This is a genomic window from Streptosporangium sp. NPDC002607 (assembly GCF_053592655.1).
In genome coordinates this window covers 61496-77071 of sequence record NZ_JBSFWD010000020.1, presented here as the reverse complement: position 1 = coordinate 77071, position 15576 = coordinate 61496, and the positions used below count along the sequence as shown (strand labels likewise).

General features: G+C 68.5%; 13 protein-coding genes and 1 pseudogene. 8 read left to right on the top strand and 6 right to left on the bottom strand.

Features of this window, described 5'->3' with window-relative positions; all coding sequences use genetic code 11:
* Window positions 1-57: 57 nt before the first annotated feature.
* From clpB to ACWD3H_RS22960, 6 genes and pseudogenes are all read right to left on the bottom strand, one after another.
* Window positions 58-2640: an ATP-dependent chaperone ClpB gene (gene clpB / locus ACWD3H_RS22985; protein WP_355550556.1), complete on the bottom strand. Its 2583-nt coding sequence runs from the start codon at window positions 2638-2640 to the stop codon at window positions 58-60.
* 524 nt (window positions 2641-3164) lie between these two features.
* A pseudogene (locus ACWD3H_RS22980) lies at window positions 3165-3417 on the bottom strand (heat shock protein transcriptional repressor HspR); the annotation flags it as partial.
* 2 nt (window positions 3418-3419) lie between these two features.
* A complete protein-coding gene (dnaJ, locus tag ACWD3H_RS22975) occupies window positions 3420-4619 on the bottom strand; it encodes a molecular chaperone DnaJ (protein ID WP_451956409.1) in 1200 nt (399 codons plus the stop codon).
* Between the two features lie 34 nt (window positions 4620-4653).
* Window positions 4654-5274, bottom strand: a complete 621-nt coding sequence (grpE, locus tag ACWD3H_RS22970; RefSeq protein WP_451956408.1) for a nucleotide exchange factor GrpE — start codon at window positions 5272-5274, stop codon at window positions 4654-4656.
* Window positions 5275-5302: 28 nt separating this feature from the next.
* On the bottom strand, window positions 5303-7174 hold the full coding sequence (gene dnaK, locus ACWD3H_RS22965; protein WP_030916824.1) for a molecular chaperone DnaK: 1872 nt from the start codon (window positions 7172-7174) through the stop codon (window positions 5303-5305).
* A gap of 256 nt (window positions 7175-7430) precedes the next feature.
* Window positions 7431-7904, bottom strand: a complete 474-nt coding sequence (locus ACWD3H_RS22960; protein WP_355550549.1) for a hypothetical protein — start codon at window positions 7902-7904, stop codon at window positions 7431-7433.
* A 261-nt stretch (window positions 7905-8165) separates the two neighbouring features.
* On the opposite strand from ACWD3H_RS22960, the gene proC reads away from it, so the two are divergent.
* The 8 genes from proC to ACWD3H_RS22920 all read left to right on the top strand — a co-directional run bounded on the left by proC (window position 8166) and on the right by ACWD3H_RS22920 (window position 15439).
* Entirely contained in the window at window positions 8166-8960 is a 795-nt protein-coding gene (proC, locus tag ACWD3H_RS22955; RefSeq protein WP_350959143.1) for a pyrroline-5-carboxylate reductase, read from the top strand.
* A gap of 86 nt (window positions 8961-9046) precedes the next feature.
* Window positions 9047-10285: an MFS transporter gene (locus ACWD3H_RS22950; RefSeq protein WP_451956407.1), complete on the top strand. Its 1239-nt coding sequence runs from the start codon at window positions 9047-9049 to the stop codon at window positions 10283-10285.
* A 227-nt stretch (window positions 10286-10512) separates the two neighbouring features.
* Window positions 10513-11676: an acetoin utilization protein AcuC gene (locus ACWD3H_RS22945; RefSeq protein ID WP_355550544.1), complete on the top strand. Its 1164-nt coding sequence runs from the start codon at window positions 10513-10515 to the stop codon at window positions 11674-11676.
* 36 nt (window positions 11677-11712) lie between these two features.
* A complete protein-coding gene (locus tag ACWD3H_RS22940; protein WP_355550542.1) occupies window positions 11713-12492 on the top strand; it encodes a phosphatase in 780 nt (259 codons plus the stop codon).
* Between the two features lie 322 nt (window positions 12493-12814).
* Complete coding sequence (locus ACWD3H_RS22935; RefSeq protein WP_012887307.1) at window positions 12815-13018, top strand: helix-turn-helix domain-containing protein; 204 nt, start codon at window positions 12815-12817, stop codon at window positions 13016-13018.
* 305 nt (window positions 13019-13323) lie between these two features.
* A complete protein-coding gene (locus ACWD3H_RS22930) occupies window positions 13324-13422 on the top strand; it encodes a 30S ribosomal protein bS22 (protein WP_018654693.1) in 99 nt (32 codons plus the stop codon).
* A gap of 23 nt (window positions 13423-13445) precedes the next feature.
* Window positions 13446-14471: an NAD-dependent epimerase/dehydratase family protein gene (locus ACWD3H_RS22925; protein WP_451956406.1), complete on the top strand. Its 1026-nt coding sequence runs from the start codon at window positions 13446-13448 to the stop codon at window positions 14469-14471.
* Window positions 14468-15439 (top strand): lysophospholipid acyltransferase family protein, encoded by a 972-nt coding sequence (locus ACWD3H_RS22920; RefSeq protein WP_451956405.1) that lies wholly within the window; start codon window positions 14468-14470, stop codon window positions 15437-15439. The genes ACWD3H_RS22925 and ACWD3H_RS22920 overlap by 4 nt, the downstream gene beginning before the upstream one ends.
* Window positions 15440-15576: the final 137 nt, after the last annotated feature.

Genomic DNA, 15576 nt, shown 5'->3' with positions numbered 1-15576 from the left:
AGGGGCGCGCTTAACCCAATGGTGGTCGAGCCATTACCGGGCCCCACCCGGTGATGGTCAAGCCCTTACCGGGCCGATGTTCAGGGAGTCACTCGCCTCGTCGAGGTCGACCAGCACCTCGTCGCCGTCCTGGACCTCGCCGGAGAGCACCTCCTTGGCCAGCTTGTCGCCGATCGCGGACTGGACGAGGCGGCGGAGCGGGCGCGCGCCGTACAGCGGGTCGTAGCCCGTCAGCGCCAGCCAGTCGCGTGCCGCCGGGGTCACCGTCAGCGTGAGCCGCCGGTCCGCCAGGCGCCTGGCCAGGTGGGTCACCTGCAGGTCCACGATCTGGGAGAGCTCCTCGGTGCCGAGCGCGTCGAACTGGATCACGTCGTCGAGCCGGTTGAGGAACTCGGGCTTGAACGAGCTCCTGACCGCGGCCATCACGGCGGTCCGCTGATCCTCCTTCGCCATGCTCGGGTCCACGAGGAACTGCGAGCCGATGTTGGAGGTGAGGATCAGGATCACGTTGCGGAAGTCGACGGTCCGGCCCTGTCCGTCGGTGAGCCGCCCGTCGTCGAGCACCTGGAGCAGGATGTCGAAGACCTCGGGGTGGGCCTTCTCGACCTCGTCCAGCAGCACCACGGTGTACGGCCTGCGCCGCACGGCCTCGGTGAGCTGGCCGCCCTCCTCGTAGCCCACGTAACCGGGTGGGGCGCCCACCAGCCGCGAGACGCTGTGCTTCTCGCCGTACTCGCTCATGTCGATGCGGACCATCGCCCGCTCGTCGTCGAACAGGAAGTCCGCCAGCGCCTTGGCCAGCTCCGTCTTGCCGACGCCCGTCGGACCGAGGAACAGGAAACTGCCGGTCGGCCGGTCCGGGTCGGAGATGCCGGCCCGCGCTCGCCGTACGGCGTCGGAGACCGCTTCGACCGCCTGCCGCTGGCCGATCAGCCGCCTGCCGAGTTCCTCCTCCATGCGGAGCAGCTTGCTGGTCTCGCCTTCGAGCAGCCGGCCTGCGGGGATGCCGGTCCACGAGGAGATGACCTGGGCGATGTCGTCGGCGCCGACCTCCTCCTTGACCATCGGGTTCTCGGGCTGGGCGGCCTTGCTGGCCTCGGCGAGCTTGGCCTCCAGGCTGGGCACCTCGGCGTACATCAGCCGCGAGGCGGCCTCGAAGTCGCCGTCGCGCTGCGCGCGCTCGGCGGCGCTCCGCACCTCGTCGATCTGCTTCTTCAGGTCGCCGACCCGGTTGAGGCCGGCCTTCTCCTGCTCCCACCGGCCGACCAGGGCGTTGAGCTCCTCCTGGCGGTCGGCGAGTTCCCCGCGGAGCCGCTCCAGCCTCTGCAGGCTGCTCTCGTCGGTCTCCTTGGCGAGCGCCAGCTCCTCCATCTTCATCCGATCCACGTTCCGCTGGAGCTGGTCGATCTCGACGGGACGGGAGTCGATCTCCATGCGGAGCCGGGAGGCGGCCTCGTCGACAAGGTCGATCGCCTTGTCGGGCAGGAAGCGGGAGGTGATGTAGCGGTCGGAGAGGGCGGCTGCGGCCACGAGCGCGCCGTCGGCGATCTGGACCTGGTGGTGTGCCTCGTAGCGCCCCTTGAGGCCGCGCAGGATGGCGATCGTGTCCTCGACGGTGGGCTCGCCCACGTAGACCTGCTGGAACCGCCGCTCCAGCGCGGGGTCCTTCTCGATGCGCTCGCGGTACTCGTCCAGCGTGGTGGCGCCGATCATCCTCAGCTCGCCGCGGGCCAGCATGGGCTTGAGCATGTTGCCCGCGTCCATCGCGCCCTCGCCGGCGCCCGCGCCGACCATGGTGTGCAGCTCGTCGATGAAGGTGACGACCTGGCCGTCACTCTCCTTGATCTCCCCGAGCACCGCCTTGAGACGTTCCTCGAACTCGCCGCGGTACTTGGCGCCGGCGACCATCGCGCCCAGGTCGAGCGCGATCAGGCGCTTGTCACGCAGGCTGGAGGGCACGTCACCCGCGACGATCCGCTGGGCCAGCCCTTCCACCACGGCGGTCTTTCCGACGCCGGGCTCGCCGATGAGCACCGGGTTGTTCTTGGTACGGCGGCTGAGCACCTGGACGACGCGCCGGATCTCCGAGTCGCGGCCGATCACCGGATCGAGCTTGCCCGCCCGGGCCCGCTCGGTCAGGTCGATCCCGTACTTCTCCAGCGCCTGGTAGGTGTCCTCGGGCGTCTCGCTGGTCACCCTGGCGTGCCCGCGTACCTTCTCGAAGGCATCGAGCAGCGCGTTCGGGCTCGCGCCGCGCGATTTGAGCAGTTGGGCGATGGGGCCGCCGTCCGTGGCGAGACCGACCAGCAGGTGTTCGGTCGAGACGTAGTCGTCCTCAAGGCCGCGGGCCCGCTGGGCCGCCGTGTTCATCACGGTGAGAAGCTGCCGGGAGCTCGACGGGGCGCTGACCGTGGCGCCCTGTGCCTTCGGCAGGGCCGCGAGCTGCTTCTCGGCCTCGATCCGCAACTGCTTCCAGTCGGCGCCCACCGCTTCGAGCAGGGGTACCGCGGTGCCGCCGGTCTGGGCGAGCAGTGAGGTGAACAGATGGGCCGGGGCGACCTCGGGGTTACCCTCCGCGGCTGCCCGCCGGATGGCGGAGGAGACCGCCGCCTGACTCTTCTGGGTGAGCTTGTAGTCCATTGACTTCCCTCGTGTGGTTCAGGAGGCGCTGCCGGCGACGCTAACGCGTCGCGGCTCGGCCGCTGGGATCCGGTGACTTCCCTCGTCGAGGGAGGCCGCTCGTTCCTCGCAACCTCCCTCTCCTCAGTCCAGTCACCGGCGCGGCCTCACGGGCTGTCGGCGACGCTGCGCGTCGCGGTGAGGCCGCTCAGGCCCAGTCACCGGCGGGGCCTCACGGGTTGCCGACGACGCTGGCGCGTCGCGGTTCGGCCGCTGAGGTCCGGTGACTTCCCCCGTCACCGGCGGGGCCTCACGGGCTGTCGGCGACGCTGGCGCGTCGCGGTGAGGCCGCTGGGATCCGGTGACTTCCCTCGTCGAGGGAGGCCGCTCGTTCCTCACGACCCCGCTCTCCTCAGTCCAGTCACCGGCGCGGCCTCACGGGTAGGAGTTTCAGGCGGGAGGTAGCTGGTACTGGATGAGGGCACGGATCATGTTCATCTCCGCGCGGAGACGGTGGTTCTCGTCACGCAGGCGCAGGGCCTCCGTCTCGAGGACCAGGATTCGCTTGATGCCCGCGAGGTTGATGCCCTCCTCCTGGGAGAGCCGCTGGACCTCGCGGAGCATCATGATGTCGCGGGTGGAGTACAGGCGTCCGCGTCCCGCCGTACGGCCTGGGCTGACCAGGCCGAGACGGTCGTACTGGCGAAGGGTCTGCGGGTGCAGACCTGACAGCTGGGCGGCCACCGAGATCACATAGACGGGTGTGTCATCCGACAGATCGAAGTAGTTGGCTTCCATGGCTACTCGCTTCTGGCCTGTTCGATGAGGTCCGCCCGTGGGTCACCACCCGAGGTGGCGTCGCGGAACTCCTCAAGGGCCCCTCTCGCCTTGTCCTCCAGCTGCTGTGGCACCAGAACCTCGATCGTGGCGAGCAGATCGCCCTTGGTGCCGTCCTTACGTGCCACACCCCTGCCGCGCACCCGGAAGGTGCGGCCGTTCGGGGTGCCCTCGGGGATGCGCAGCGTGACCGGCATTCCCTTGAGAATCGGCACCTTGATCTCGGCTCCCAGCGCCGCCTCGGTGAAGGTGACCGGAACGGTGACCGTCAGGTTCTCACCCGTCCTGCCGAACACGGAGTGCGGCTTGACGTGGATCTGGACGTAGAGGTCACCGGCGGGGCCGCCGTTCTCCCCGGGCGCGCCCTTCGCCTTGATCTTGATGCGCTGGCCGTCGCCGACCCCTGCCGGGATGCGGGCCTGGATCGTGCGGGTGCTCTTGCCCCGCCCGCTCCCCTCACATACCTGGCACGGGTCGTCCACCAGCAGGCCGCGGCCCTTGCAGTCGCGGCACGGCTCGGAGAAGGCGAAGTTTCCGAGGTTGCGGCTGGCCGCCCCGGTGCCCTCGCAGGTCGGGCAGACCCGCGGGGTGGTGCCGGCCTTGGCGCCGGTTCCCCCGCACGCGGTGCACGCGGAGGAACTGGTCAGACGGAGCGAGACCGTGGTGCCCTCCACCGCCTCGGAGAAGGAGAGCGAGACCTCGGACTCGATGTCCTGGCCGCGCCGTGCCCTGGTCGACGTCCCGCCGGGGCGGCTCGCGCCACCCCGGTTGAAGAGGCCGCCGAAGATGTCGCCGATGCGCTCCCCGGCGCCGCTCTGCTGGTGGGTGCCTCCGAAGAGGTCTCCCAGGTCGAACGGGAACCCACCCGCGCCGGTGCGCGGAGCCCCCCCGGTCCCCGCGTAGCCGCCCAGACCCGATCCGAACAGCGTCCGCGCCTCGTCGTACTCCTTGCGGCGCTTGGTGTCGGACAGGATGTCGTAGGCCTCGGAGACCTCCTTGAACTTGGCGGTGCTCTCGGAGGTCGCCGAGCTTCCGGGGTTGGCGTCAGGGTGATACTTCCTGGCCAGCTTCCGGTACGCCTTCTTGATCTCATCGGCCGTGGCGGTCTTGGGCACACCAAGGACGGCGTAGTAGTCCTTCTCCAAGTAGTCCTTGGTGCTCATCCACGTTCCTTCTCAGAGATTGGATCTTGGGGGGTCAGTTGTCGTCCGCGACGGGCTCTTCGGGCTCGGCCACCGCGACTCGCGCGGGGCGGAGCACTCGCTCGCCGATCCGGTAACCGGGCTGCAGGATCTCCACGCAGGTCGGCTCTGTGACGTCGGGGGAGTAACTGTGCATCAGGGCCTCGTGCACCGTCGGGTCGAACGGTTCGCCCTTGGTGCCGAAGGCGCTCAGCCCCAGTTTCCCCGTGGCCGCCTCCAGCGACTCGCTCACCTTGGCGAAACCGCCGGTCAGCTCGCCGTGGTCGCGGGCCCGGCCGATGTCGTCGAGGACAGGGAGCAGTTCGGCCAGCGCGCCGGCCACCGCCTGCTCCTTGACCACGGCCCGGTCCCGCTCGACCCGCTTGCGATAGTTGGAATACTCGGCCTGAAGACGCTGCAGGTCCGCGGTGCGCTCGGCGAGCTGGGTGGCCAGCTCGATCGAGGCGAGGTCCGATGCCAGGGAGGACGAGGAGGACGACCTGTCGGCCTGCTCCTTGTCGTCCTGACCCGTGGCCTCCGCCGGGGCCGTCTCGCGGACCTGTCCCGTCTCCGGGTCTATCTTCCGGTTGTCGCGGATCACCGGCTCCTCCTCGGAACCGTTCTCGCGCGTGCTCACGCTGCTGCTCCCCTCGACTTTCCGGCCGTCACTTGGTGCCGCTGTCGCGCTTCGGCTCGTCGTCCACGATCTCGGCCTCGACCACATCGTCGTCCGCCTTCTGTCCGGCGGTGGCGTCCGCCCCGGGGGCGCCGGTCGGGGCCTCGGAGGCCTGCGACTGAGCGTAGATGGCGGAGCCCATCTTCTGGCTGACCGTGGCGAGCTTCTCCGCGGAGGCGCGGATCTCGGACGAGTCGGTGCCCTCCAGGGCCTTCTTGAGCTCGGCGACGGCCTCGTTGACCTCGTTCTTGATGTCCTCCGGGACCTTCTCGGCGTTCTCGCCGAGGAACTTCTCGGTCTGGTAGACGAGCGAGTCGGCGTTGTTGCGCGTCTCGGCCTCTTCGCGGCGCTTCTTGTCCTCGTCGGCGTAGGACTCGGCCTCGCGCATCATGCGCTCGATGTCGTCCTTCGGCAGCGCGGAGCCGCCGGTGATCGTCATCGTCTGCTCCTTGCCGGTGCCGAGGTCCTTGGCGGAGACGTTGACGATGCCGTTGGCGTCGATGTCGAAGGTGACCTCGATCTGCGGGATCCCGCGCGGCGCCGGGGCGATGCCGGTCAGCTCGAAGGTGGCCAGCTTCTTGTTGTACGCCGCGATCTCGCGCTCGCCCTGGTAGACCTGGATCTGCACCGACGGCTGGTTGTCCTCGGCCGTGGTGAAGACCTCGGAGCGCTTGGTCGGGATCGTGGTGTTACGCTCGATGATCTTGGTGAAGATCCCGCCCTTGGTCTCGATGCCCAGGCTCAGCGGGGTCACGTCGAGCAGCAGGACGTCCTTGACCTCGCCCTTGAGCACACCGGCCTGGAGGGCGGCGCCGATGGCCACGACCTCGTCCGGGTTGACGCCCTTGTTGGGCTCCTTGCCGCCGGTCAGCTCCTTGACGAGGTCGGCGACGGCGGGCATGCGGGTCGAGCCGCCGACGAGCACCACGTGGGCGATGTCGGAGACCTTGATGCCGGCGTCCTTGACGACCTGGTTGAACGGGCCCTTGCACCGCTCGAGCAGGTCGGCGGTGAGCCGCTGGAACTCGGCGCGGGTGAGCTTCTCCTCCAGGTGGAGGGGACCCTCGGCCGAGGCGGTGATGTAGGGCAGGTTGATGGAGGTCTCCGACTGGCTGGAGAGCTCGATCTTGGCCTTCTCCGCGGCCTCACGCAGGCGCTGGAGGGCCATCTTGTCCTTGGTCAGGTCGACGCCGTGGGCGTTCTTGAACCGGGTGGCGAGCTCGTCGACGACGCGCTGGTCCCAGTCGTCACCACCGAGGTGGTTGTCGCCGCTGGTGGCCTTGACCTCGACGAAGCCGTGGCCGTCCTCCTGGCCGACGTCGAGCAGGGACACGTCGAAGGTGCCGCCGCCGAGGTCGAAGACGAGGATGGTCTCGTCCTTGTCCTTGTCCAGGCCGTAGGCGAGCGCCGCGGCGGTGGGCTCGTTGATGATGCGCAGCACGTTGAGGCCGGCGATGGTGCCGGCTTCCTGGGTGGCCTGACGCTGAGCGTCGTTGAAGTAGGCGGGAACGGTGATCACCGCGTCGGTGATCTTCTCGCCCAGGTAGGCTTCGGCGTCCTGCTTGAGCTTCTGCAGGACGAAGGCGCTGATCTGCTGCGGGGAGAACTTCTTGCCGTCGATCTCGACGGTCCAGTTGGTGCCCATCTCGCGCTTGACCGAGCGAATCGTCCGGTCGACGTTGGTGACGGCCTGCCGCTTGGCGACCTCTCCGACGAGGACCTCGCCGTTCTTCGCGAAGGCGACCACGGACGGCGTGGTCCGCGAACCCTGGGCGTTGGCGATGACGGTGGGCTCACCGCCCTCAAGAATCGAGACGACGGAGTTGGTCGTCCCCAGGTCGATACCTACCGCACGTGCCATGAGTACGTCCTTGTAGTCAAAGTTGAGTCGATGCCACTCATAGTGGAACCTCGAGCGAGGTTTGTCAAACGACTTGAGTCTATTGGGCTCAACCTTCGACCGCGTGGAAGCATTCCCGATTTCCGGGAAACGGGCGGGATCCTTCATCCCCTCCGACGAGGGAACGCGCGTGGTCGTTCCCGGCGGTGACCGGAGGCCGTCCGGTCACCGCCGACGGGGGCCCGTTCTGGACGCGCGAGCCCCGGAGGGCACCGCGTCAGCGGGCGCCGTCGACCACCTTGCGGGAGCCGAGCGGCTTCTTGAGCTTGACCGTCGTCACCTTCTGGATGGCGATCTCGATGCAGGCGACGTTCTGGGCCTTGCTGCTCGGGCCCTCCCACAGGGTGACGGTCACCCGCTTGGAGGTCTCCCGTACGGTGACCCGGTCGAGCACGTTGCACGGCTCCACCCCGGACCACCAGATGATCCGCAGGCTCCGGCCGTCCTTCGACGGGGTGGCCTTCAGCCACCTGACCTTGCGGGGATTCTCGGTGTGGCCCTCCGGCTTCGTCGGTCTGGGGCCGCCGCCGGTGGGTTCGTCCCGGGGGGCCACGGTGTGGCTCGCCGGCTCCGAGGGACCGCCGGGAAGGGCGGTGCTCCGGCTCACCGGCTGCGAGGGGGTGGCGCTGGGTTCGGTGCCGCAGCCCAGCGCCAGCAGGAGACTTCCGGCCAGGATGGGAGTCGCGATCATACGCATACCCCTAAGACGGATCGGGGCCTTGGGAGGTTCAGGGCACCCCGATGCCGCGCTGCCGTACCTCGGCCATGACCGCCGAGACCGTGACGAGGTCATTGTCGACGGGTAGTACGGTCGGCCCGTGGTGCATGGCGGTTTATGTCGATGGCGTATGTCCACATACATCGCCACTACCCAGCGGCGCTGGATGATTTCGTGGGAAGACGGGGCCGATAGGCTGCGAGGAGTTTCGATCCCTGATTTCGAGGTGCTCACATGATCGCGATTCTTGGAACCGGCAAGATGGGGGAGGCCCTGCTGTCCGGGCTGCTCAGAGCCGGGTTCAAGCCGGGCGACGTGATGGCGACGGCACGACGTGCCGAGCGGGGCGAGGCCCTCGCGAAGCAGTACGGCATCCGGGTGGTCTCCAACGCCGAGGCAGCCAAGAGCGCCGACACGATCATCCTCGCGGTCAAGCCGCAGGACATGGGGTTCCTGCTCGCCGAGATCGCGGCGCACCTGCCGGCCGACCGGCTGGTCATCTCGGCGGCGGCGGGGATCACGACCTCGTTCGTCGAGTCGCGGCTCGGTGCCGAGATCCCGGTGGTCCGGGTCATGTCCAACACGCCGGTGCTGGTCGACGAGGCGATGAGCGTGATCTCGGCGGGAGCGCACGCCTCCGAGGAGCACCTCAAGCGCGCCGAGAACCTGTTCAGCCCGGTCGGTAAGGTGCTGCGCATCCCCGAGGCGCAGCAGGACGCGGCCACGGCCCTGTCGGGCAGCGGTCCCGCCTACTTCTTCTATCTCGTCGAGGCCATGGTCGACGCCGGAATCCTGCTCGGCATGCCCCGTGCCGCCGCCCTCGACATGGTCACCCAGTCGATCGTCGGCGCGGCGATCATGCTCCGCGACTCGGGCGAGCACCCGGTGATACTGCGCGAGGCGGTCACCTCGCCGGGGGGCACCACCATCGCCGCCATCGCCGAACTGGAGCGGCACAGCGTCCGAGCCGCCTTCCTGGCCGCCATCGAGGCCGCCAGGGACAGGGGACGCCAACTCGCCGAGGGCTGAGCTCGCCCCCGCCAGGAAATCTATTAGGAAATTTTCCTATATAACGGCATCATTTTCCGCGGAACTTCGGGGGAAATGGGGCCATCGTGGGGCAGGCCGTACTGGATGATGATCAGCGGGAACTCGGCGGCCCCTCCGTCTGGACGCGGAGCTTCCTGCTCTTCTTCACCGCCAGATCGATCTCCATGCTCGGCGCGTCGATGGTGCCGTTCGCGACGGCGGTGGGGGTGGGCGGGCTCGGTTACGGTCCCACCGGGGTGGGGCTGGCACTGGCCGCCTGGATGGCGCCCTTCGCGGTGCTGATCCTGTTCGGCGGGGTGTTCGCCGACAGGTTCACGCCGCGCCGCATGATGATCGGCGCCGACACGGTCCGGATGGTGACCCAGGGGATCAGTGCGGCGCTGTTCATCTCCGGCAGGCCGGACCTCTGGCAGATCCTCGTCATCTCCGCGGTCAACGGTGTCGCCGCCGCGATGTACCAGCCGGGGGTCTCCAGCACGGTCCCGCGGGTGGCGCGGGACGTGCAGAGGGCCAACGCCACCCTGCGCGTCTCCGAGTCGATCATGATGCTGGCCGGGCCGGGGGTCGCCGGTGCCATCGTCGGCTTCTGGGGGGTCGGCGTCGTCTTCGCGATCGAGGCCGCCGGGTTCGCCGTCAGCGCGGTCTGCCTGCTCCTCCTGCGCCTGCCCGCGGTCGCCTTCCAGGCCGTGGCGCGGTCGGTCTGGCGTGACCTGCGCGGTGGCTGGCAGGAGTTCCGGTCCAGGACCTGGATGTGGTCGGTGATCCTGGTCTGGACGGTCTTCGGCGTCACCCTGTTCGGCCCGATGATTCCGCTGGGCTCGGTGCTGATCACCGAGCGGCTCAGCGAGACCGCCTACGGCCTGGTCATGTCCGCCTCGGGCGCGGGCACTGTCGTCGGCGGTCTGATCGCCATGCGGGTCCGCCCGGGACGGCCGCTGATGGCCGGCGCGATCGGCCTGTTCGGCTTCGCCCTGGAGCCGCTCTCCATCGCCCTGGCATCGCCGCAGGGGGTCCTCATGGTCGCGCATGTGATCGGCGGCGCGGGATGGGCGTTCTGGTCGGTCATGTGGGCCACGAGCATCCAGACCCAGGTGCCCGCGGAGGCGCTCAACCGGGTCACCGCCTACGAGGTCGCCGGCTCGACCCTGTTCGTCCCGATCGGCCAGGTGCTCGCCGGCCCGGTGGCAGGGGTGATGGGTGCGCCGCAGTTGCTGACCATGTCCTCGATCGTGGCGGTCGCCGGATGCGCCTCACTTCTCCTGATCCCCGCTGTCCGGGGACTGCGCCGGGTGCACCTCACCTGACCACACCGTCCGGAGGGTGCTCCGGACGGTGTTCCGGGCAGCGGTCTCGTGTCCCGGCACCCGGAACTGTTAATAGCAATAAATTAGGATATTTCGCTCAGATGAAAACCGCTCTGTCCTCCGAGACGCGTGCGTAAACCGCATTCCGTACACGTGCGGTAACGTCGAGCCGGGAGTAGGAAGATCGGGCCGTGGCGCGCGGCGTCGCGACCAGACAGGGAGTGCGCATGAGCCGATCCGTGCGGGTTGTCTGGGACGATGCGCTCATCTCCTACGATTTCGGTCCGGGGCACCCGCTCGCGCCCGTGCGGGTCGAGCTGACCATGGCGCTGGCCAGGGAACTGGGCGTGCTGGACCTGGTGGAGATGAGCGGATGCGCGCCCGCCACCGACGACGAGCTGGCGCTCGTTCACAAGCGTGACTACATCGAGGCGGTCAAACGGGTCTCCGCCACCGGGCGACGCGACCTGGCCTGCGGGCTCGGCACCGAGGACAATCCCGCCTTCGTCGGGGTCCACGAGGCGTCCGCGCTGATCACCGGGGCCAGCCTGGCCGCGGCCCGCGCGGTGTGGACCGGCGAGGTCGAGCACGCGGTCAACGTCGCGGGCGGCCTGCACCACGCGATGCCCGCCCTGGCGAGCGGGTTCTGCGTCTACAACGACCCGGGTGTGGCGATCGCGTGGCTGCTGGCCCAGGGCGCGTCCAGGGTCGCCTACGTGGACGTGGACGTGCACCACGGCGACGGCGTGCAGGCGATGTTCTACGACGATCCCAGGGTTCTCACCATCAGCCTGCACGAGAGCCCCCGCACGCTCTTCCCCGGTACGGGCTTCCCCAATGAGAGCGGCGCGGAGGGCACCGCGGTCAACGTGGCCCTACCCGCCGGATGCGGCGACAGCGACTGGCTGCGGGCCTTCCACGCGGTGGTCCCGCCGCTGCTGCGGGAGTTCGCCCCCGAGGTCCTGGTCACCCAGCACGGCTGCGACAGTCACGCCCTCGACCCGCTGGCCAACCTGATGCTCAGCCTGGACGGCCAGCGCGTGGCGTACGCGGCGCTGCACGAGCTGGCCCACGAGACCGCGGGCGGGCGATGGGTCGTGACCGGTGGCGGAGGGTACGAGCTGGTGCAGGTCGTGCCCCGGGCGTGGACCCACCTGATCGCGGAGGTGGCGGGCCACCCGCTCGACCCGAGGACCGCCACTCCCGAGGCGTGGCGCACGTTCGTCAAGGAACGGACCAACCAGTCGGCACCCCTGACGCTGACCGATGGCCGGAATCCGGAATTCAGCGATTTCTCCGCCGGTTATGACCCAGCAGACCCGATCGACCGAGCCATCATGGCGACAAGAAAAGCCATCTTCCCCTTCCACGGCCTCGACCCCCTCCCGTGACACGAGTGTCCGTGGGTGAATTGGACTGGTATACCGATGACCCGTGCTGAGCTTCGTGAGCACCTGGTCCGGACTCGGATCGCCGGTGATGTGGCGACCAGCCGGGAGAACAACCTGGACCACTACCGGTCGCTGGCCAACCGTGATCCGCACTACATGTTCGGGCTGACCGTGGACGGAGCCTGGTCCTATCGGGACGTGCTGGAGTTGATGGCCAAGTCCGCCGGGGTGGTGGCCGATCCGCTGCACCGGGAGGGTCAGGACACCATCGACCCCGACCGTACGATCGAGGCGGTCGAGAAGATGGGCGACACGATCGCGGGAGTGCTCGGCAGGGAGAATCCGCAGATCCTGATCGCCACCGGGCACCCCACCGGCCTGCTCACCATTCACCTGGCCCTGGCCCGGATGCTCAGGGCGCGCGGGGCGGTCCTGATGAGCCCGGCCGAGGGGTGGTCGTACTGGGGCAGCGGGTTCGGCCGCAGGCGCAAGATCCGTTATCTGGACGACGTCGCGATGCTCGACGACAAGGGCGCCTTCGTGCACACCCACGACCCCGCCCCGATGCGGGCCATGATCGCCGAGCTCGACGCGGACCGTCCCGATCTGGTGATCGCCGACCACGGCTGGGCCGGAGCGGCGGGCGAGGCGGGCATCCTCACCGTCGGATTCGCCGACAGCAACGACCCCGCGCTCTTCGTCGGGGAGGCCGAGGGCAAGATCGCGGTGACCGTCCCGCTCGATGACAACGTGCTACCGAGGTATTACGAACCGCTGACACACCACCTGGTCGAGAGGGTCGCGCGAGCCCTCTGAGACGGGGGATGCGCAAATTGGGTCATCCCTATACAGGTATTTCGCGCCTGCATTCCACGGAGCTCGCCGACCGTTTGCCAACTTTTTGGTGATTGTGGGCGACTCTAATAGGAGACAGTTGGTCCGTTCCAAGATCGAAAACAGGGGCACGGTCCGGCTGCTGGCCAGCGATTTTGTCGGTTTCACTGACGTGAGGCTCAGAGGGCTGAGAAAATAGGGGGTTTGCGTGCCCGGCCTCCCGACTTACGCTGACGGCAGTACACGTGCGTGAGCAATGGCACCAGTGGGGATAACCCGGATACACGTGCGGAAGAGGCGTCCGATGGGTGCAGGCGAAAGACCTCTCAGCGAGGTGAAGTTCCTGACGGTGGCAGAAGTGGCCACTGTCATGAGGGTGTCCAAGATGACTGTGTACCGACTCGTGCATTCGGGCGAGCTGCCGGCCATCCGGGTCGGTCGATCCTTCCGGGTGCCTGAGCAGGCGGTGCACGATTATCTCAGGGATGCCTACATCGAGGCAGGTTGAGACAGGGGGCTCGGCGCGCCGAGCCGAGCGGCCGGTGGAGGGAAGATCCGGCCGTGAGGTGGGCGAGGCGCGCTGACGGCTCGTGAGTCTGTCCCTTCCGGTCGTGCCGGAGCATGATTTCCGGTGCGACCGGTGTGTGACAGGTCTCTGTCTCGTCGAGGTAGCGACGTGTACGCCACGTCGTGAGTTGATGTGCCCGGGGTCCCCCCAGGGGCGATCTACCGTGGATCGCCGGTAGTCTGTTGTGCCGGTGTGCTATCGCATGCCGGTTTGACATTCTCGGCTACCAGCTACCTGGGGGTCCCGTGGGCTCTGTGATCAAGAAGCGCCGTAAGCGCATGGCGAAGAAGAAGCACCGCAAGCTTCTGAAGAAGACCCGCATCCAGCGGCGTAACAAGAAGTAACAGCGCGGATCTGCGAGGCGCCGATGACCCACACCGTGCTTGTCACCGGGGTCTCGCGCCACATCGGCGCCCGAGTGGCGAGCGTTCTCGCGGATGACCCGGATATCGACCGGGTCATCGGAGTGGATACGGTGCCGCCGCCCTCGCTGTCAGGTGATGGCGGCGTACCTCTCGGCCGGACGGAGTTCGTCCGCGTCGATCTGCGCAGCCCCGACATCGCGCAGGTGATCGCGGCCGCCGACATCGACACCGTCGTTCACATGAGCCTGGTGAGCGCTCCTCCCCGGAGCGGTGGCCGGGCACTCATGAAGGAGCACAACGTCATCGGCGCCATGCAGTTGCTCGGTGCCTGTCAGCGGTCCGCGACGGTCCGCCGTGTCGTCGTGCGCTCCACCACCGCCGTCTATGGTTCCTCCCCGCACGATCCCGCGGTCTTCACCGAGAACGCCGAGCCGGCCGAGCCGCCGAGCCACGGCTATGCCAAGGACGCCTCCGAGGTGGAGGGCTATGTCCGGGGCTTTGCCAGGCGGCGCCGCGACATGGTCGTGTCGACGCTCAGGTTCGCCAACTTCATGGGTCCCGGCGTCGACTCCCCACTGACGCGTTACTTCGCCCAGCCCGTCCTGCCGACCGTGTTCGGGTTCGACCCGCGGCTGCAGTTCGTTCACGAGGACGACGCGGTCGAGGTGCTGCGGCGGATGGCGATGGAGGACCACCCCGGCACGTTCAACGTGGCCGGGGACGGCGTGCTGCTCCTGTCGCAGTGCGCGCGCAGGGTGGGCCTGCTTTCGCTTCCGATGCCCTCTCCCGTCTTCGGTCTCATGGGCGACCTCGCCCGCGGTGCGGGGCTGGTCGACTTCTCCCCCGAGCAACTCCGCCTGATGTGTCACGGCCGGGTGGTCGACACCACCCTGCTGTCCGCGGCTCTCGGCTGGAAGCCGAAGTTCTCCACCGCCACCGCCTTCGAGGATTTCGTCCGCGCGCGGGATCTGGCCGGTGGCCTTCCCGCCGCCATGATGGACATGTTGTCCCGGGCGGTGATGGAATGACCGAGACGGCAGGGGAGAGCCGGGAGGCCGAGGTGATTCCCATCACCCGCGCCCGCACCTTTGGCGAGCCTGCCGCCGAGGAGACGCCGGACGAGCCTTTCCCCGGGCCGCCGGCCGGCGGAGGCGACGATCAGAGGCTGGCCGAACTGCTCGCCTTCCTGCGGCGCCGGGTGACCGGAGAGTACGAGGTCGACGAGTTCGGGTTCGATCCCGAGCTCACCGACCGGGTGCTGCTGGAGCTGATCCGCCCGCTGTACCGCCACTGGTTTCGCACCGAGACCGTCGGCCTGCACAACGTGCCCGGCGACTCCGGCGCCCTGGTCGTGGCCAACCACTCGGGCACCATTCCGCTTGACGGGCTCATGCTGCAGGTGGCCCTGCACGACGAACATCCCGCGCGCCGCGCGCTCCGTCTGCTGGGGGCCGACCTGGTCTACCGGCTCCCGGTGCTCGGGCATCTGTCCCGTAAGACCGGCCACACCCTCGCCTGCCGCGAGGACGCCGACCGGCTGCTCCGCAAGGGCGAACTCGTCGGCGTCTTTCCCGAGGGGTTCAAGGGGGTCGGCAAGCCGTTCTCCGATCGCTACCGGTTGCAGCGCTTCGGGCGGGGCGGCTTCGTCGCCTCCGCCATCCGCGCGGGCGTGCCGATCGTTCCCTGCGCCATCGTGGGCGCCGAGGAGATCTACCCCAAGATCGGTGACCTGCGTCTCCTGGCCAGGGTGTTCGGCCTTCCCTACCTGCCGGTCACGCCGCTGTTCCCCTGGTTCGGGCTTCTCGGGCTGGTCCCGCTCCCGTCCAAGTGGATGATCAGCTTCGGTGAGCCGATCCGTACCGACGAGTTCGACCCGGCCGACGCCGACGACCCGATGCTGGTCCTCAACCTCACGGACCAGGTCCGGGAGACCATCCAGCAGCAGCTGGACGAGCTCCGGCTCCAGCGCGGCCACGCGTTCCCGCCCCTCTTCTGAGGTTCTCCGGCCTCCCGCCGATCCGGATGGAGACCTGTCGCGCCAGCGCGCGCCCGGCGGACAAGCGGGGGCGGTTTTTATTAGTCGCATCGTCTAACAACGAGTGCTTTCTGTCGGTATGGTGTGCTCAACATCGA